This is a genomic window from Mycobacterium sp. 4858, from assembly GCF_900240975.1.
Taxonomy (GTDB): Bacteria; Actinomycetota; Actinomycetes; order Mycobacteriales; family Mycobacteriaceae; genus Mycobacterium.
The window spans coordinates 3,539,838-3,556,465 of the sequence record NZ_LT968776.1 but is presented as its reverse complement, the minus strand read 5'-3'; the positions used below and the strand labels follow the sequence as shown (position 1 = coordinate 3,556,465).

Annotated in this window: 18 protein-coding genes; 6 read left to right on the top strand and 12 right to left on the bottom strand. The window is 67.9% G+C overall.

Going from position 1 to position 16,628, the window contains the following annotated elements; translation table 11 throughout:
* Positions 1–183 precede the first annotated feature (183 nt).
* Genes C1737_RS25555 through C1737_RS25545 form a run of 3 tightly spaced genes read right to left on the bottom strand, consistent with a single transcriptional unit; the run spans position 184 to position 1,996 of the window.
* Positions 184–930: a DUF427 domain-containing protein gene (locus C1737_RS25555; RefSeq protein ID WP_102420129.1), complete on the bottom strand. Its 747-nt coding sequence runs from the start codon at positions 928–930 to the stop codon at positions 184–186.
* A gap of 23 nt (positions 931–953) precedes the next feature.
* Positions 954–1,229, bottom strand: coding sequence for a DUF6295 family protein (locus tag C1737_RS25550; RefSeq protein WP_067928202.1), 276 nt, complete (start codon positions 1,227–1,229; stop codon positions 954–956).
* 11 nt (positions 1,230–1,240) lie between these two features.
* Positions 1,241–1,996 (bottom strand): dienelactone hydrolase family protein, encoded by a 756-nt coding sequence (locus C1737_RS25545; RefSeq protein WP_067928204.1) that lies wholly within the window; start codon positions 1,994–1,996, stop codon positions 1,241–1,243.
* Between the two features lie 307 nt (positions 1,997–2,303).
* Between C1737_RS25545 and C1737_RS25540 the strand changes: the two genes are divergently transcribed.
* Entirely contained in the window at positions 2,304–3,428 is a 1,125-nt protein-coding gene (locus C1737_RS25540) for an AI-2E family transporter (protein WP_102419772.1), read from the top strand.
* A 31-nt stretch (positions 3,429–3,459) separates the two neighbouring features.
* On the opposite strand, the gene dmpG is transcribed toward C1737_RS25540, so the two are convergent.
* Genes dmpG through C1737_RS25520 form a run of 4 tightly spaced genes read right to left on the bottom strand, consistent with a single transcriptional unit; the run spans position 3,460 to position 6,902 of the window.
* Positions 3,460–4,485 carry a 4-hydroxy-2-oxovalerate aldolase gene (gene dmpG / locus C1737_RS25535; RefSeq protein WP_102419771.1) on the bottom strand — a complete coding sequence of 342 codons (1,026 nt, stop codon included), beginning with the start codon at positions 4,483–4,485 and terminating at the stop codon, positions 3,460–3,462.
* Complete coding sequence (locus tag C1737_RS25530) at positions 4,482–5,414, bottom strand: acetaldehyde dehydrogenase (acetylating) (protein WP_102420128.1); 933 nt, start codon at positions 5,412–5,414, stop codon at positions 4,482–4,484. The genes dmpG and C1737_RS25530 overlap by 4 nt, the downstream gene beginning before the upstream one ends.
* A gap of 37 nt (positions 5,415–5,451) precedes the next feature.
* Positions 5,452–6,249 (bottom strand): 2-keto-4-pentenoate hydratase, encoded by a 798-nt coding sequence (locus tag C1737_RS25525; protein WP_102419770.1) that lies wholly within the window; start codon positions 6,247–6,249, stop codon positions 5,452–5,454.
* A complete protein-coding gene (locus C1737_RS25520) occupies positions 6,246–6,902 on the bottom strand; it encodes a TetR/AcrR family transcriptional regulator (protein WP_102419769.1) in 657 nt (218 codons plus the stop codon). The genes C1737_RS25525 and C1737_RS25520 overlap by 4 nt, the downstream gene beginning before the upstream one ends.
* An 85-nt stretch (positions 6,903–6,987) precedes the next feature.
* On the opposite strand from C1737_RS25520, the gene C1737_RS25515 reads away from it, so the two are divergent.
* From C1737_RS25515 to C1737_RS25505, 3 genes are read left to right on the top strand one after another with little or no spacing between them, the layout of a single operon-like run.
* A complete protein-coding gene (locus C1737_RS25515) occupies positions 6,988–8,535 on the top strand; it encodes a bifunctional 3-(3-hydroxy-phenyl)propionate/3-hydroxycinnamic acid hydroxylase (protein WP_067928218.1) in 1,548 nt (515 codons plus the stop codon).
* Positions 8,536–8,546: 11 nt separating this feature from the next.
* On the top strand, positions 8,547–9,392 hold the full coding sequence (locus C1737_RS25510; RefSeq protein WP_102419768.1) for an alpha/beta fold hydrolase: 846 nt from the start codon (positions 8,547–8,549) through the stop codon (positions 9,390–9,392).
* 27 nt (positions 9,393–9,419) lie between these two features.
* Complete coding sequence (locus C1737_RS25505) at positions 9,420–10,433, top strand: VOC family protein (protein WP_067928222.1); 1,014 nt, start codon at positions 9,420–9,422, stop codon at positions 10,431–10,433.
* 66 nt (positions 10,434–10,499) lie between these two features.
* On the opposite strand, the gene C1737_RS25500 is transcribed toward C1737_RS25505, so the two are convergent.
* Positions 10,500–11,282 carry a hypothetical protein gene (locus tag C1737_RS25500; protein WP_199182935.1) on the bottom strand — a complete coding sequence of 261 codons (783 nt, stop codon included), beginning with the start codon at positions 11,280–11,282 and terminating at the stop codon, positions 10,500–10,502.
* 270 nt (positions 11,283–11,552) lie between these two features.
* On the opposite strand from C1737_RS25500, the gene C1737_RS25495 reads away from it, so the two are divergent.
* Positions 11,553–12,569 carry a chemotaxis protein CheB gene (locus C1737_RS25495; RefSeq protein WP_102419767.1) on the top strand — a complete coding sequence of 339 codons (1,017 nt, stop codon included), beginning with the start codon at positions 11,553–11,555 and terminating at the stop codon, positions 12,567–12,569.
* 4 nt (positions 12,570–12,573) lie between these two features.
* Here the strand turns inward: C1737_RS25495 and C1737_RS25490 are convergent, their stop codons facing one another.
* The 4 genes from C1737_RS25490 to C1737_RS25475 all read right to left on the bottom strand — a co-directional run bounded on the left by C1737_RS25490 (position 12,574) and on the right by C1737_RS25475 (position 15,258).
* Positions 12,574–13,800, bottom strand: a complete 1,227-nt coding sequence (locus tag C1737_RS25490) for a methyltransferase (protein ID WP_102419766.1) — start codon at positions 13,798–13,800, stop codon at positions 12,574–12,576.
* 98 nt (positions 13,801–13,898) lie between these two features.
* A complete protein-coding gene (locus tag C1737_RS25485) occupies positions 13,899–14,267 on the bottom strand; it encodes a DUF732 domain-containing protein (RefSeq protein WP_067928229.1) in 369 nt (122 codons plus the stop codon).
* A 70-nt stretch (positions 14,268–14,337) separates the two neighbouring features.
* Positions 14,338–14,640 (bottom strand): hypothetical protein, encoded by a 303-nt coding sequence (locus C1737_RS25480; protein WP_197516349.1) that lies wholly within the window; start codon positions 14,638–14,640, stop codon positions 14,338–14,340.
* Positions 14,641–14,787: 147 nt separating this feature from the next.
* Positions 14,788–15,258 carry a hypothetical protein gene (locus C1737_RS25475; protein WP_067928231.1) on the bottom strand — a complete coding sequence of 157 codons (471 nt, stop codon included), beginning with the start codon at positions 15,256–15,258 and terminating at the stop codon, positions 14,788–14,790.
* Positions 15,259–15,457: 199 nt separating this feature from the next.
* On the opposite strand from C1737_RS25475, the gene C1737_RS25470 reads away from it, so the two are divergent.
* Positions 15,458–16,618, top strand: a complete 1,161-nt coding sequence (locus tag C1737_RS25470) for a hypothetical protein (protein ID WP_233214819.1) — start codon at positions 15,458–15,460, stop codon at positions 16,616–16,618.
* The last annotated feature ends 10 nt before the right edge of the window (positions 16,619–16,628 follow it).

Genomic DNA, 16,628 nt, shown 5'->3' with positions numbered 1-16,628 from the left:
TCAGGTTCTGCTCAGGCTTTCAATTACGCTGTATCGCAGTCGCTTACCCGTAGCGAAACTGACGCAAACGCGCATCCGGGGTATTTCGCTTTCACCGCTAACGTTCCCGGTCAGCGCCCTGAGGCCATCCGCGTTAAGAAATTCTCAGCGTTCACTTCCCGGGGAGGGGAAGATCACAGGCCTTCACTGGCTGAACTGGGTCTGCGGCCTGGCCAAGGCGGCACCGTCGACGAAGATGTCGAGCTTTTCGTTGTAAAACGCCACCAGACCGGCGATCTGGCCCACCGCGGGCAACGGGTAGTGGTACGTCCAGGCCAGGTCCGGGTGCACGACACCACCGGAACGCACCGACCAGTAGCCCGACGTCACGCCTTTGTACGGGCACAGCGTCTGTGTCGCGCTGGGTTCCAGATGCTCGAAGGCGACATCCGTTGGATCGATGTAATACCTTGTCGGCAAACCTGTTTCGAATAGCAGCACAGGAGAACTGGTGTCCGCCAAGATCATTCCGTCCAACTCCACACGAACATGCCGGTGTGAGCGTAGCGCATCCACCCGCGAGTAGGGATTGCGCGGATGGCCGTAGATCGGCTCGTCTTCCTCGAACCAGCGCAACGATTCCCATTCGAATCGCACGGTCCCGGCCACCGGGCCGCCACCGTCGGCGTCGAACACCCGCGCGGCGGACGGGTAAGTCGCACCGGCGCCCTGCAAGGAGTGCAGCCGCGACGGACCGAACTGCACCTTCTGCGGATGGTCCTCGTCGCGCAGGAACTCCGCGCGGACATCAATCAACGGGATGTAGTACTGCGGGTAGTAGGGGACCTCCCACACATAGCGGGCGGCGGTGGTGTCGAAGACCAGCGCGTCGCCCAGATAACCGCGCACCCGGCGCGGCGCGGGTTCGACCCTGCCGCGCATGGCGGCCATCTGGGGGTAGTCGCGATCGGCGGTCACGTCTGATCCTTGGCGGCCAGGCCGGCCGGCGCGTGGGCGATCGCCGCCCGGATGGCGTCGGCCAGCGCCAGGGCGCTTTCCTCGGTGAGCTCCAGCGCCACCCGCGCCGACGGCCCCAGCTGCGGGTTGAGCACGTCGATGTTGACGGTGTGGCCGTAGGGCGCGTGGACCGGGTGATCGACATACACCGTCGCGCGGCTGGCGCCGAACCACCCGGTGGCGCCCTTGCCGCTGCCGTCGATCGCGACGTGTTCGGTGAGATGAGTGCACATGACGGGCGTACCTAGCCTTTCAGGTGGGTGGCGAAGAAGTCGTCGATGCGCCGCCAGCCGTCGACCGCCGCCACCGGCCGGTAGGCGGGCCGGTCGACGGAGAAGAACGAGTGGCCCGCGCCCTCGTAGGAGTGAAACTCGTGCGGCTTGTCGAACCGGCTCAATGCCTCGTCCAGTGCGGCCACCGCGGCCGGCGCCGGGAATCGGTCGTCGAGCCCGAACAGGCCCAGCATCGGACAGCTCAGATGCGGCGCCAACTGCAGTATCGGCTTCATCGCCTTGGGCATGCCCTCGGGTGGATCCTCGACGATGAAGGCGCCGTAGCAGTCCACCGCCGCGTCGAACGGCAGCGAACACGCCGCCAGGTACGCGTGTCGCCCACCCGAGCAGTGGCCGATCACACCGAACTTCCCGTTGGCGCCCGGCAGCGAACGCAGGTGCTCGACCGCGCCCGCGACGTCGCCGACCAGCCGCTCGTCGGGCACCCCGCCGGCGGCCCGCGCCGCCGCCGCCGCGTCGTCGGGCGACGCGCCCGGCGCCTCACGCGAATAGAGGTTGGGGGCCACGGCGTGGTAGCCGCTGACGGCCAGCCGCCGGACGAATTCCTTGGTCTCGCGGTCGTAGCCGGGCATGTGGTGGATCCACACGACTCCCCCGCGCGTCCCTTCGGCTAGGGGTGAGGCACGGTATGCCTCGATCTCGTCGCCGCCGTGGCCGGTGATCGTGATGGTTTCCGCCCGAATGGCGTCGGGGCTGAGCGCGTTCATCGCAAACCTTCCGAGCTCGCCGGCTGGGCCGCAACCGGACGGAGCGCGTGCGGCCGGTCGGGCCGCCCCGCCGGACACCAACGTATCGGAACACCCGGGCGCCCGGGCGATTCGTGTTCTCCCCCGGGCCCGGCGCCGGCCCGCAACTCGCGTGTCGTGTGACCCCGCCACCCCGGGTGGACGTCACGCTGTAGGGGACGCCGAGCAGGAACTGGCCGCGCTGACGAATGGGGCACCGCACGTGGTTGACAGCGCTGAACATCGAGAGCCGCGAAGCCATGCCGCAGAACAGGGCCATCACCGGCTGGTGGGTCGGCCGCACCGCGACGACGAGGGTGTGATCGTCGAAGCCGAACAGCGGGCCGCCCGGTTGCGTTCCGAGGAACATCGCTTCGGCCGGCGCGGCGAGCGGTTCGACCGGCGTTCCCCTTTCGTCATGGGAATGACCGCCGCGGCCGGCGTGGCAGTGACCTATGGGGCGGTCCGCGTCCTCGGGTCGATGTCGTCGGTGCTGGTCTTGATCGGTGTGGCCATGTTTTTCGCGCTCGGGCTCGAGACCGCCGTGTCGTGGCTGGTCAACCACAAGCTGCCGAGGTGGGCGGCGGTGACGGTCGTGGTGACTCTCGTGTTCGCCCTCATCGCAGGGACAGTGGCCGCGACCATTCCCCCGCTGGTGCAGGAGGCACGCCAGCTCGTCGAGCAACTGCCGCATTATCTGCAGCACATCCAAGACCGCTCGTCGCTCATCGGCAGGCTCGACGAGCGCGTCCATCTGCAACAGCGGATCACCGAGATGGTCAACGGGTCCGGCCGCTTCACCTTCGCGGGGATCATCAGAACCGGGTCGGAGGTGTTCGGTGTCCTGTCCCACATCGGCATCGTGGCGATGCTGACCATCTACTTCCTGGCCGACATGCGCCGGATCCGGGCCGGCTTCTACCGGCTCATGCCCAATTCCCGTCGGCCGCGCGCCATCCTGATCGGCGACGAAGTGGTGGCGAAGTTCGGCGCCTATCTCTTCGGGAACGTGCTGACGTCGGTCATCGCGGGGTTCGCCACGTTCGTGTGGTGTGTCCTGCTCGATGTCCCCTACGCGGTCCTGCTGGGTGTCGTGGTCGCCGTCTTGGACCTTTTTCCCTACGGCTCCACGGTGGGCGGATTCGTCGTCGCCGCCGTCGCGGTCAGCGTCTCGATCCCGGTCGCCATCGGGACCGTCGCCTTCTACATGGGATTCCGGCTGGGCGAGGACTATCTGTTGACGCCCAGGATCATCGGGCGGGCTGTCAGGGTGCCGGCCGGCGTCACGGTCGTCGCCGTGCTCCTCGGCGCCGCGTGGCTGGGCGTGGTCGGAGCGCTGGTGGCGATCCCGCTGGCGGCGGCGCTCCAGCTGCTGGTGCAGGAACTGCTGTTCCCGGTTTTGGACGAGGCGTGAGCGGCGCCGAATACCGTTGGGGGCGAGCGGTCTACGCCCGCGCCGCCTCGCGGCCGCCGGTGAGGTCGAGTGCGATGTCGACGAGCATGTCCTCCTGGCCGCCCACCATCCCGCGACGCCCGGCCTCGACCAGAAGCGTGCGCGCGTCGACGCCGAACCGTTCGGCCGCCGCCTCCGCGTGGCGCAGGAAGCTCGAATACACGCCGGCGTAGCCGAGAGTGAGCGTCTCGCGATCCACGCGCACCGGCCGCTCCTGCAGCGGGCGGACGAGGTCGTCGGCGGCATCCTCGAGGGCGTCGAGGTCGCAGCCGTGTTGCCAGCCGATCCGGGTGGCGGCCGCGATGAACACCTCGAGCGGGGCGTTGCCCGCGCCGGCGCCCATGCCGGCCAGGGATGCGTCCACGCGCCGGCACCCGTGCTCGACGGCGACCATCGAGTTGGCGACGCCGAGGGAAAGGTTGTGGTGGGCGTGGATGCCGATTTCGGTCTCGGCGGAAAGCTTTTGGCGCACCGCGTCGACGCGCTCGGCGACGTCACGCATGGTCATCGCACCGCCGGAGTCGACGACGTAGACGCAGCCGGCGCCGAACCCCTCCATCAACTTGGCCTGGTCGGCCAGGGCCCCCGGGGTGGTCAGGTGGCTCATCATCAGGAAGCCGACGGTGTCCATGCCCAGCTCGCGGGCGGCGGCGATGTGGTGCGCCGAGATGTCGGCCTCGGTGCAGTGGGTGGCGACCCGCACCACGGTGGCGCCGGCCCGGTGCGCCGCGGCGAGGTCGCGGATGGTGCCGATTCCCGGCAGGATCAACGTGGCGATCTTCGCGCGGCGGACCACCGCGGCGACCACCTCGATCCACTCCAGATCGGTGTGTGCGCCGAACCCGTACACGCAGCTGGAGCCGCCGAGCCCGTCGCCGTGGGCGACCTCGATCGAGTCGACCCCGGCGGCGTCGAGCGCCGCGGCGATGCCCGCGGCCTGTCGCAGTGTGTACTGGTGGCGCACCGCGTGCATCCCGTCCCGCAACGTGACGTCGCTGATGTAGAGCTGATCGGTCATGACGACACCCCCACTCCCGCCAACGCGTGTGCGGCAATGCTTTTGGCGGTGGCCAGCGCCGCGGAGGTCATGATGTCGAGGTTTCCGGCGTAGGCGGGCAGGTAATCCGCGGCGCCGGTCACCTGCAGCAGGGTGGTGACCCGGGTGCCGATGAACTTTCCAGTCTCGGGAATGTGCAGCGGGTTGTCGGGCCCGAACGACTCGAATTGCACGGGCTGCTTGAGCCGGTAGCCGGGCACGTAGCCCTGGACTCGCTCGATCATCGCCGCGATGGACGCCTCGATGGCGGCGTGGTCGCAGTCGCCTTCGACGAGGCAGTAGACCGTGTTGCGCATCAGGATCGGCGGATCCGCCGGGTTGAGCACGATCACCGCTTTGCCCCGCTGCGCCCCGCCGACGACTTCCAGTGCGGTGGCAGTGGTTTCGGTGAACTCGTCGATGTTGGCCCGGGTGCCCGGGCCCGCGGACTTCGAGGAGATCGATGAGACGATCTCGGCGTAGGCCACCGGCGCCGAGCGGTTCACCGCGGCCACGATCGGCACGGTGGCCTGCCCGCCACAGGTCACCATGTTCAGGTTGGGCGCGTCGATGTGGTCGTCGAGATTGACCACCGGGACGCAGAACGGACCGATGGCGGCCGGGGTCAGGTCGAGGACGCGTACGCCGTTGTCGCGCAACGCCTCCCAGTGCCTGCCGTGGGCCTCGGCGGAGGTGGCGTCGAACACGAGGCGCACCCGCTCGAAGCCCGGCATGGCCAGCAGGCCGTTGACGCCCTCCGACGACGTCGGCACGCCCAGGCGTTTCGCCCTGGCCAGCCCGTCGGACGTGGGGTCGATGCCGATCATCGCGGCCATCGTCAGCGGTCCGCCGCCGCGCAGGATTTTGAGCATCAGATCGGTGCCAATGTTGCCCGATCCGATGATCGCCACCGGAAATTGACCGTCGGCCATGGGTTTTCCTCTCGATCTAGGTGAAGCTGACGCCGACCGACCCGAGCCCGGTGATCGCGGCCCTCGCGCGGTCGCCGGCCTCGACGAACGCGGCGGTGGTGTAGGAGCCCGACATCACGAACTGCCCGGCCTCGATCGTCGTGCCGTGCTCGGCCAAGGCGTTGGCCAGCCACGCGACGGCCACCGCCGGATCGCCCATCACGGCGGTGCCGCAACCCGATTCGACGAGCGTGTCGTTGAGGTAGAGCGTGGCGGTGGTGCCCGGCAGGGGCGGTGCGTCCGCGATCGGCACCCAGTCGCCCAGCACCACAGCGCCGGAACTGGCGTTGTCGGCGATGGTGTCCGCCAGGGTGATCCGCCAGTCGGCGATGCGACTGTCCACGATCTCGAGCGCCGCGGCCACCGCTTCGGTGGCCGCCAGCACGTCGGCCGCCGCCACCCCCGGCCCGCGCAGCGGTGCCCGCAGCAGGAACGCCACTTCCGGTTCCACCCGCGGCGTGCAGAACGCCCGCCTGGACACCGGCGTCCCCTCGCTCAGCACCATGCTGTCCAGCACGTAGCCGAAGTCGGGTTCGTCGACGCCGAGCAGCGCCTGCATCGGCGCGGAGGTCAGTCCGATCTTGCGGCCCCGCAGGCGCGCGCCGGCAGCGAGGTGGCGCGCGAGGTTGCGTCGTTGCACCGCATAGGCCTGGGCCACATCAAGGCCCGGATAGGCCTCGGTCAGCGGCGGGATCGGGCTGCTGTTCGCCCCTGCCGCAAACAACCGCCGGGCGGCCTCGTCCAGCCGGCCGTTTTGGGCGGTCGTCTCGATCATGTGAAGTCCCCGGATTCCAGCAGCTGGGTCGCCGACTGGAAGACCAGGCGGGCGTGCAGGTCGAAGAGCTTGATCAGGTCCACCGAGTCACCACCGATCTCTTTGGCGATGAACAGGCCGTCAGCTCCGGCGATCGCGTAGGTGGTCAGCAGCCGCACCCCCTCCTCGTCGAGCCCGGGCGCAACGTCGCGCACGACTGCCTCGAACCGGTGAAAGGCCGCGTCGCGCACCTGGAGGAACATCTCCCTCGCGCGCGGCTCGACGGGTCGGCGCTCCAGCGCCAGCATCAAGCCCAGGCGGATGAAGTCGGGCGCGTCCAGCAGCGCCTTGGCCACCTGCGTCCCCAGGTCGGCCACCCGCTCCTGGACCAGGGCGCCGCCGGGCAGGTCGAGGGCGGCCAGCCAGCGGCCGAAGCTGCGCTCGATGACCGCGGCGATCAGGTCGTCCTTGTCGGCGAAGTGCCAATAGATCGATGTCGGCGGCAGGCCGCTCTTCTTGCTGACCAGCGAGATGGTGGTGCCTTCGTACCCGCGCTCGGTGGCGACCTCGGTCGCCGCGTCGAGGATCCGCTCGCGCGACTGCTCCCCGTTGGCCCGGGTGCGTCTGCCGGCGCGGGATCCGCTGGAGCCAGTGCTGCCCGAGCCTCTGGTCACGTTGCCCCCTTTTGAGTGTTGACCGTCACGCCATCGAAGCTTACTGTATGGATCACTACATTAACAAGCCGGCGGAAGGGCCGAGATGACTGAGCAAAAAACCTATGACGTGGCGATCGTCGGCTACGGCCCCGTCGGCTGCACCGCGGCGAACCTGTTGGGCCAGCTGGGCCTGAATGTTGTTGTGGTGGAACGTGACCCGGACATCTATGCGCGGGCGCGCGCCATCTCCACCGACGAGGAAGTGGTACGGATCTGGCAGCAGGTGGGGCTGGCGGACCGGCTCAACGCCGACATGCAGCCGGGCTGCGGGGCGAACTTCGTCGACGCCAACGGCGTGCCGTTCGTCAAGCTGTTGCCCGTGTCGAGGGGTAACGGGCACCCCCCGCAGCAGTTCATTTACCAGCCGGCGCTCGAGAAGGTGCTGCGCGACGGGGTCGATCGCTTCCCCAACGTCTCCGTCCTGCTTCGGCACGAGTGCCTGCGTTTGCTCCCGCAGGGCGACTTCGTGGAGTTGATGCTCGCCGACCTGACCACCGACGAGTTCCGGCGGGTCCGCGCCTCCTACGTGATCGCCGCCGACGGCGGGTCCAGCGCCACCCGCGCCCAGCTGGGTGTCGGCTTCAGCGGCCGCACCTACGCCGAGCGTTGGATCGTCATCGACACCAAGGTGCTCAAGGAATGGCCCGGCCACGACCGGCTTCGGTTCCATTGCAACCCCGAACGGCCGACCGTCGACTGCCCCACCCCACTGGGACACCACCGCTGGGAGTTCCCGGTGCGCGACGAAGAGGACGAGCGGGACCTGCTCTCGGAGGACGCGATCTGGCAGGTGCTGCGCGGCCAGGGGATCTCGCCGGACAACGTGCAGATCCTGGGGTTCGCCTGCTACAGCCACCACGTTCGCTTCGCCGACCGGTGGCGGGTGGGCCGGATCTTCCTGGCCGGCGACGCCGCCCATGCGATGCCACCGTGGATCGGCCAGGGCATGTGCGCCGGGGTGCGGGACGTGGCGAATCTGTGCTGGAAGCTCGGGGCCGTGCTGAACGGGTCGCTGCCGGAATCGGTGCTCGACACCTATCAGACCGAGCGGCTGCCCCACGTGAAGGAGGTGACCAATCGCGCGGTGAAGACCGGCAAGCTCATCATCGAGCGGAACCGGTTGCGCGCGGCGGCCCGCAATCACATCTTCCGGACCGCGAGCAGGGTGCCCTACTTCTCCACCTGGCTGCGCGACCACCGCTGGTTGCCCGACGCGCGCTACCGCGACGGTCTGCTCGCGCGCAACGGGAACGGGGCCGTCGGCTGGCTGATCCCGCAGCCCTGGGTCCGCGACGAGAAGGGCGACAGCGTGCGCCTCGACGACGTGGTCGGCGGCCGGTGGACCGTGCTGCACACCGGGCGCGCAGTCACAGCACCGGACTGGCTGGCCGCGGGCGTGCCGGCCCTGAAAGTCATCCCGCCCCAAAGCGTTCCGCGCGCCGACTGCGTCGTCGACAGCGACGGATCGCTGACCGCCTGGCTGGACAGCAAGGGTGCGTCGGCGGTGGTCGTGCGGCCCGACGGCTTCGTCTACGCCGGGGCCACCGACGGCCAGCCCCTTCCGCCGCCGCCGGCCGGCTTCAAGTCGTAAGGAAAGACCCAGTGACCACTACCACCCTCACCGAACGCACCGTCAGCGTCAAAGGAAAAGACATCTTCGTCGCCGAGACCGGCAGCGGCCCGGCCCTCGTGTTGCTGCACGGCGGCGGACCGGGCGCGTCGGGCGTATCGAATTACGGGCGCAACATCGAGGCACTCGCCGAGAACTTCCGGGTCATCGTTCCGGACATGCCCGGGTACGGCCGCTCCACCAAGGGCGTCGACCGGGGCGACCCGTTCGGGTACCTCGCCGATCACATCCGGGGCATGCTCGACGAGCTCGGCATCGACAACGCGCACCTGGTCGGCAATTCCTACGGCGGGTCGTGTTCGCTGCGCCTGGCCCTGGACACGCCCCACCGGGTGAACAAGCTCGTGCTGATGGGTCCCGGTGGCGTCGGGACGACCCGCGGACTGCCCAGCGAGGGCCTGCGGAGCCTGCTGGCCTACTACGGCGGCGACGGACCGAGTCTGGAGAAGCTGCGCACGTTCATCCGGTCATACCTGGTGTATGACGGCGCCGCGGTGCCCGACTCGCTGATCGAGTCCCGCTACCGGGCGTCGATCGATCCCGAGGTGATCGCAAACCCGCCGCTGCAACGGCCGTCGGGGTTGCGCACGCTGTGGCGGATGGACTTCACCCGCGACCACAGGCTGGCCGGCCTCGCGACGCCGACGCTCATCGTCTGGGGCCGGGAAGACAAGGTGAACAAGCCGAGCGGCGCAGCGATGCTGGCCGACCGGCTGCCCAACGCCGACGTCCTGCTGGCCGCCAACACCGGACACTGGGTCCAGTGGGAGCGTGCCGAACTGTTCAACGCCGTCGCTGCCGCGTTCCTGAAAACATAACCACTGCAATCAATTACAAGGATCAACATGTCTACCACCCACCGGCCCTCGGTGTTCGGCAATGCGCACCTGGGTTATGTCGTGATCGAAACCGACAAGATCAGCGACTGGAAGCGCTTCGGCCGCGACGCGATCGGCATGCACCTCGACGAGATGGCGCCCGACACCGTCCGGTTCCGCCTCGACGACAACGAGTGTCGCGTGCTGCTGCGGCGGGGGCCGGCGGAAGACGTCGTCGCGCTCGGTTGGCAGCTCGACGGTCACGCAACGTTCGACGAGATCAGTCGCCGCGTCGCCGACCACGGGGTGCCCAGCGTCGAGGGCAGCGACGAAGAGGCGAAGCTGCGCGGGGTCGAGCGCTTCCTGCGGTTCCCCGGCCCGAACGGACTCGCCCAGGAGATCTACACCACCGCCCGCAGCGCGCCGCTGTCCCTGGACATCCCGGGCAGCGGATTCGTCACCGGCACAGGCGGAATGGGCCACGTCGCCCTCACCACGAAGAAGCCCCACGAGGTGCGCGGCTATTACAACCACGTCTTCGACGCGCGGCTTTCGGACTACATCGACGAGACCATCAGCGGAATGCGGTTCAAGATCCGGTTCCTGCGAGTCAACGACCGACACCATTCGGTGGCGATCGCATCGGTGAACGCGTTGCCGATCAACCCGATTCGCACCCGCGTCCAGCACGTCAACGTGCAGGTCGCGGCCCTCGACGATATGGTCACCTCCTACCAGCGGGTCAAGGCACTGGGTTTCGGCATGGCCCTGTCGATCGGGCAGCACACCAACGACAAGGAGCTCTCCTACTACGCGGCGACGCCGTCGGGCTTCGAATGGGAGGTGGGCTGGAACCCGATCGTCGTCGACGAAGCGACCTGGAGCCCCACCACCCACCAGGGCATCAGCATCTGGGGCCACCGGCCGGAAGGGCAGGCCGTCATCGCCAAGCTCCACCAGTTCGCGGCGGCCACCCGCTCGCTACGGCACCGGGAAGACACCGTCGCGGCGCTCAGCGCGCCGGGCATCGCCGACGATTAGCGGCGATCGCGAGCGCGGCGAAGCCGGGCGAAGCGGGTCGCCGACGACTAACGGCCCGCGCACCGGTCAGCGCCGCTTGTCGCGCACCTTGTAGGTCGACGGCCACGACTTGCGCGATTCGTCCCCGGTCAACGGGGTGCCCATGCCCCCGACCTTGACGTTGTAGGCCTCCTTGCCGGGGCCGACCTCCCGGTTGGCGTGTTCCTGCGCGAGGAAGTACAGCTCGTCGATGGTGGCTTCGTCGTAGGCGACGAACGAGGTCTCGCGCTCGAGGTCATCGACGCCGATCAGCATCCGCGCGGGGAGGAATCGCGAGGCCAGCGCCGCCAGACCCAGCAGCGTGAACGGAATCAGCCAGTAGCACACGTACGACAACGGGGTCCCGGTGTCCCGGATCGTGGCGTCCCCCCGCAGGATCGGCGGGATCGCCGACGACACCGTCATGCTGGCCGCCGTCGCCACCCAGATCCAGCTCAGGACGCGGACGGTCCGGCCGAACAGTTCGGTCTTCACGACGTCGGCGGGTTGTTCCGCGGCGGCGAACGCGCGCACGAAGGTCCTGCCCGTCAGCGTGCCGACCAGCGCCACCATGAGGAAGCCTCCGGTGCTGAGCGGCAGCATCCACCGTCGGGCGAATGTGTCGCCCAGCGCGAAGGTCAGCGCCACCAGAACCACAAAGACTGCGACAGAACCGATTTCGAGCGTTCGCTCCGGCTTGCCGCCGACCGCCCCGATCACCATGGCGATGACCGCGACCGCCAGAGCGGTCAACGCGGCGGCGCCGAACGGCACGTTGCCGACGAGCACCCAATAAACGATCCACGAAGCAAGACCAAACAGCATGCCCACGATGCGCCAGTCTATGAGTGGCGGATCGCCGCGCCGCCGGCGGCAGGCCAGAAATTTGGTCCGCGGGCCAAACCGCGCACCGTCGAGTCCGGGCTGACCACCGTGATCACCGCGCCACCAAGCGCTTTCCTCGGCGTGCGCCCGCGCCAAGTAGGGGCCTTACGACCCTTGGCGTCATGCCCAGCCGGCGTCAGTCTTGACCCAGACGTTTGCAGGCGGTGGCGGGCTCCGGAAGCTGTCAGCCAGGACAGGGTGAGGCTGGGTCGAGCTATGGAACGCACGGCGACACCGGCTGAAGGCGTGGTGGCGATCGGTGCATCCGCAGGAGGCATCGAAGCGTTGTGCGAACTGGCGGCGGGCATGCCGGCCGACTTCCCGTTCGCTGTCATGATCGTCATCCACATGAGCCGGGGAGCGCCTTCGCTGCTGGCCCAGATCATCGGCAGGTGCGGTCCGTTGCCGGCGGTCGCGGCCGTCGACGGCGCGGTCCTGGAGGCCGGACGTATTTACGCCGCCGTGCCCGATCACCATCTGCTTGCCCGCGACCACCGGATAGCCCTGTCGGATGGTCCGTGGGAGAGCGGTCGCCGACCGGGGATCGATGCGCTTTTCAGGTCCGTCGCGCTGGACTACGGCCCCAGGGCAATCGGTGTCCTGATGTCGGGCCTGCTCGACGACGGCGTGGCCGGGCTGCGCGCCATCAAGGGGAAGGGAGGAGTCGCCGTGGTCCAGGAACCGGCGGACGCGCTGTTTCCCGATCTGCCGAACAACGCCATCAAGGCCTCCGTGACCGATCACACCGCGGCGGCCAAGGACATCGGGAGCCTGCTCGCCGAGCTGGCCGGCCGGAACATCGAAGAGCCGGCGGCGGACCCGGACGGGCGGCTCGAGTTGGAGAACCAGATCGCAATGGACAGCCAATTCGCGGCGGCGGTCGGCATCGAGGACCTGGGCCCGCCGACCGGGTACACCTGCCCCAGCTGCAACGGCGCGCTGATGGCCGTTGCCGACAACGGGTACCGCTGCCAGGTCGGGCACGCGTGGACCGCACAGGCGCTGCTGGTGGCTTACGGCGACGAACTCGAGGAAGCGGTCTGGGCGGCCATCCGCACCCTGAAGGACACCGCGCGACTGTCTCGCACCTTGGCCGAAAATGCGGAGAGCGCAGTCGATTTGGAAGGCTACACCGCCGCGGCAAACCAGGCCGCGCACGCGATCGCCGCGCTTCGCCAGGGCCTTCTGGCGGCCAAGGCCGGCAACAACGGGACCACCGAGGCGTCGTCGTGAAAGGCTAGCCGGACGCGCCGGTGTTCAGCGCCATCGCCAAGAAGTCGAGACGCCACAGCGACTGGAACAACTTGCGTCCGAATTCCTTTACCAGATCGGCGTTTTCCGGCCCGACATCGTCACGCTGTGCCACGGACTCGATGATCTCCCGAATCGTGCGGCGGCCGTCGACCTGCTGGACGAAGGGCAGCTGGGCCGGGTTGAGCTTCAACTTCGCACCGGGCAAATGGATCTCGTCGCCGGACAGTAGGCATGCCGTGCGCAGCAGCGGGACGTAGTCGAACGCTTCAGCCGTGGAAAAGTCGATTGCGTAATGCTCTTTCGGACGTTCCGGGCGGCAGGCCATGAAGAAGTGGGTGGCACTGGCCGGCTGCAGCCGTTCCATGACGGACCACAGTTCGACGTCCGGGAGCCGGTCCAGCACGGCCTGGAACCGGCTCGCCGGCGCGGCGAAATCGTGCGGGTAGTAAGGCGTTTTGTGAAACCATCCCTGGAATGCCAGCCCGGCGGAGCTGACCAGGTCCAGGCATTCCGTGACGGTGTAGCTTCGCTGGCGACTGTGCAGAAACGTATCGACCAGGGCGCCGTCGGACATCAGATCGTTCGCGCGGTTGAGGTAGGACCGCACCGGGTGATCCGCCGGTAGCACCGTGATCGCCTCTTTGACCATTTGGACCGATGCATCGTCCTGCGTCAGTCCGAGGTCGCGAAACACCGATTCGAGCATGTCGACGCCGATGCGGCCGTACTTCGCGTAAAGCATGACGGCCAGCACCCCATCGGCGCGCAGACGTCCGCCCAGCGCTTTGAGGCCGGCCAGCGGCTCCGCCATGTGGTGCAAGACGCCGGTGGAGACGATCAGGTCGAAGTCGCGGGACAGCGTCGCCACTTCTTCGATGGGAAGCAGACGCAATTCCAGGTTGTCGAGCCCGTGCTTGTCCTTCAAGTATTGCTGGTGCTTCAGCGCCGACCGGCTGACGTCGATGGCGACCACTGTGGCGGCGCGGTTCATGAACGCGATCAGGGCCGCCTGGAAGGTGCCGCAGCCCGCGATGAGAATGTCGAGATCCGGCTTGTAGCCCCGGTCGGGCCACAACACCCGGTGCGCCCAGAAGGGATCGAACCAATCCCAGTGGTTCGTGCTCCATGCCGCGAGGTCGGTCACGGGAGGCGGATATTCCCACCGATCGTATTGGCGGGAAACAGCGTCGGCCCGCGGATCGTCGGTCACTTCGGCGCAACTCCTTCGCGGTGGCGGTCGCGACCAACTTACTGTGCTTGGCCTCGGTCGGCCCGCCGACGGTGTGCCGCGATGACCGGCGTTCGCGTTCACATCAGCGGGGGACCCGGTATCAGCCAGATCAGCGAGGTGTCGATGAGCCCGCGGTACTGCGGGCAGTAGGCGGCCACCGACAGGCCGATGAAATAACCGGACTCCCGCATCGTGAGGTCGGTGTCGCGCATCACCTTCATCGCCAAAACGCTTGCATTCGCGTTGTTGTCGAATCCCGTACACACGCGGTGCGCCATGGCGATCGCGGTGCCGCTGTCCCGGACCTCGATCCCGTAATTCACCAGCGACGCGATGAACGCATCATCGACCGGATCCGCCGATGCCGACCCCGAACAAAGCGCCGCGGTGGCGGACAGCAGGAGCACGCAGGCGACCACCCACCGCTTCCCACGCGGGACGTTCATCCGGCTGGGCATCCCTTCTGTGCGGACCTTCGGTGCGGACTACTGCGTCCCCGCGCCGTCGGCGACCCGGTCAATTCGGCGAAGACACCGATACTTTCGCCCCGGGCGCCCCTTGCGCGGACTGCCCGTTGGTCTGCGGCGCGCTCATGTCGCGCAGCGCGACGGGTTGTGAACGCCACCCGGCGTATCCGAGGGCCGCGCTGATCGCCGTGTAGACAACGGCCTCCGTCCACATGAACCCGACGCCCCACTTCCTGCCGAGGAAGATGGGCTCGTCGATGATGCCGGCTGATGCGGCGACGGCGTAGCCCGCGTGCGCATAAGCGATTCCGGCGAACGCTCCGCAGAAGAATTTGCTGATTTCGCGATTCATGTCATTGCCCTCTCTCGGTTGCCACGAAGTCGTGTGGTTTCACTGTCGCGGCTCCCCCGTAACCGGGCATAGGGGCCAAGGTCCTCCCGCACCGGACCTTTCGTCGCATTCCGTCGAGCGCCGCAAAAGGCCCGCTCGACCGATGACCTACGGGTGTTCGTTGAGGACGCGATCGCGGATGGCGGTGGCGGTGGACAGATGCCCCTCCGCGGAATTCATGAACTCCCCCGCATGGCGGGCCTCGTTCGCATCCTTGTCCTCGACCGCGGCGACGCAGAAGTGGGACGCGGCGTCGAAGTCGTCGAGGCTGGCTTGCAGCGCCGTGGTGAGTTCTTTGTCGGGAGACGGCAGGTGGCCCTGCAGGAAACTCGCTGCCTCATGGCCATCGTGGCAGGCCGCCCCGAGGCCGGGGTAATCCTGGCTGCCGATGGCGAAGGTGGCCTTGCCCATGGCGATTCCCAGGTCCTGCATGTGGTCTTTGGTCAGCTCGACCCATTCGCGCACGGCCTGGGAATGCGGCGTTGTCGTGGTGGTGGTGCCCCCGCCGGTGTGTGTCCGAGTTGAACACCCCGCGATGAGAAGAACCACCGCAACGACCCCAATGGCTTGCTTGATCACCCTGGTGATCCTTCGCCCCGGCGACGCCAGTCAGACAGGGCATAAAGGCTCTACCTCCGATAGGAAGACGACCCAGATTTGCTCAGACTACTGCGTACGATGCGTTGAACTGCACGGACGCTCGGTGCCCCAGTGGACTCGACAAGGGACCAAAGTCCCCTTCCCACCGGAGTTCTCGTCCGGGCCTAGCAAGCCAGTTATGGTGACGCCCATGTTCTGGCGTCGTGGCCGGCAGTCTGCGGCACTGCTTGCCGTGCTGCTTTCCGCGTGCCATTCGACCGGAGGCACCCCACACTCCGCGCCGTCGCCGGTCACCCCGACGTCATCGTCTGCTCCGGTGTCCAACCGGGCCGGCGCATTGTTCTACGCCAAGGCGGGGTCGCTGTACGTCAGCGCGCCTGCGGGCGAGCCGGGGCGCAAGCTGACGGACGGCCCTGCGGACACCCAGCCCGCGCCATCGCCCGACTTGGCGCACGTCGCGTTCGTGCGAAAGGTGAAGGGTGACGACTACGGCGGTGAGTTATGGGTGCAGGACCTCTCGCGAGAGCTCATGCCCGTCGGTCCGCCGCGGCGGCTCGTGGACCCGGCGAAAATTCCGCAGGTCCCCGACGAGGGACCGACCATGATCGCAAGCCCCAGATGGTCGCCGAAGGGACAACAGGTGGCCTTCGTCGACCACCCCGCTAACGGGATCATCAACGGTGGCCGCCTGCTCGTCGCGGCCACGGACAATGGCGCGCTGGTGCCCGCAGAACCGCCGCTGTTCGCCGTACCCGACTTCGCGTGGTCACCCGACGGCGGCCACATCGTGTGGGTCAACTCGCGCAGCGACGTGCGGCCTGTCGATGTCAATGTGCTCGTGGTCGGCGGCGCATCCAGACGGGTCGCGGCCGGCACGAATGCGTTCTCGGTGACCTATGGCAAGGACGGGCAGACCATACTGTTCACCACCGGTGACGCTTCGGGTCCGGATTTCACAAGTATTCCCTTCGCTCTGCGTACCGGCGGCATCTACTCCGTCCCAGCCGACAAGGCTGGCGCCCAGCCCACCATCGTGTTCACGCAACAGGGTTCGAACTACAGCGATATCGCCGTGCTGGACTCCGGTGCGGTGGCATTCACGAAGCCGGGCCCCTCGGACTCGTCGAAGGCGATCCAAATTCTCGGCAAGGCGGACTACATGCCGCGTACGACGGCGACTGACGTCGAAGCAAGCGGCCAAGGACCGGCGTGGGGCGCCGGCAACTTCGTGGCCTACCTCGACACCTCTCCGGAAAAGGCGTTGGTGGTAGCCGATTTCGACAACCGCAATCCCAAGCGCGTTGACACCGGCGTCGATGCCTTCGCCTGGACGCCCTAGCCGCTACCAG

Coding starts and splice junctions, on each gene's coding strand:
- C1737_RS25555 (WP_102420129.1), bottom strand. CDS start 930: ATGGCCGCCATGCGCGGCAGGGTCGAACCCGCGCCGCGCCGGGTGCGC.
- C1737_RS25550 (WP_067928202.1), bottom strand. CDS start 1,229: ATGTGCACTCATCTCACCGAACACGTCGCGATCGACGGCAGCGGCAAG.
- C1737_RS25545 (WP_067928204.1), bottom strand. CDS start 1,996: ATGAACGCGCTCAGCCCCGACGCCATTCGGGCGGAAACCATCACGATC.
- dmpG (WP_102419771.1), bottom strand. CDS start 4,485: ATGACCGATCAGCTCTACATCAGCGACGTCACGTTGCGGGACGGGATG.
- C1737_RS25525 (WP_102419770.1), bottom strand. CDS start 6,249: ATGATCGAGACGACCGCCCAAAACGGCCGGCTGGACGAGGCCGCCCGG.
- C1737_RS25515 (WP_067928218.1), top strand. CDS start 6,988: ATGACTGAGCAAAAAACCTATGACGTGGCGATCGTCGGCTACGGCCCC.
- C1737_RS25505 (WP_067928222.1), top strand. CDS start 9,420: ATGTCTACCACCCACCGGCCCTCGGTGTTCGGCAATGCGCACCTGGGT.
- C1737_RS25495 (WP_102419767.1), top strand. CDS start 11,553: ATGGAACGCACGGCGACACCGGCTGAAGGCGTGGTGGCGATCGGTGCA.
- C1737_RS25485 (WP_067928229.1), bottom strand. CDS start 14,267: ATGAACGTCCCGCGTGGGAAGCGGTGGGTGGTCGCCTGCGTGCTCCTG.
- C1737_RS25480 (WP_197516349.1), bottom strand. CDS start 14,640: ATGAATCGCGAAATCAGCAAATTCTTCTGCGGAGCGTTCGCCGGAATC.
- C1737_RS25470 (WP_233214819.1), top strand. CDS start 15,458: ATGGTGACGCCCATGTTCTGGCGTCGTGGCCGGCAGTCTGCGGCACTG.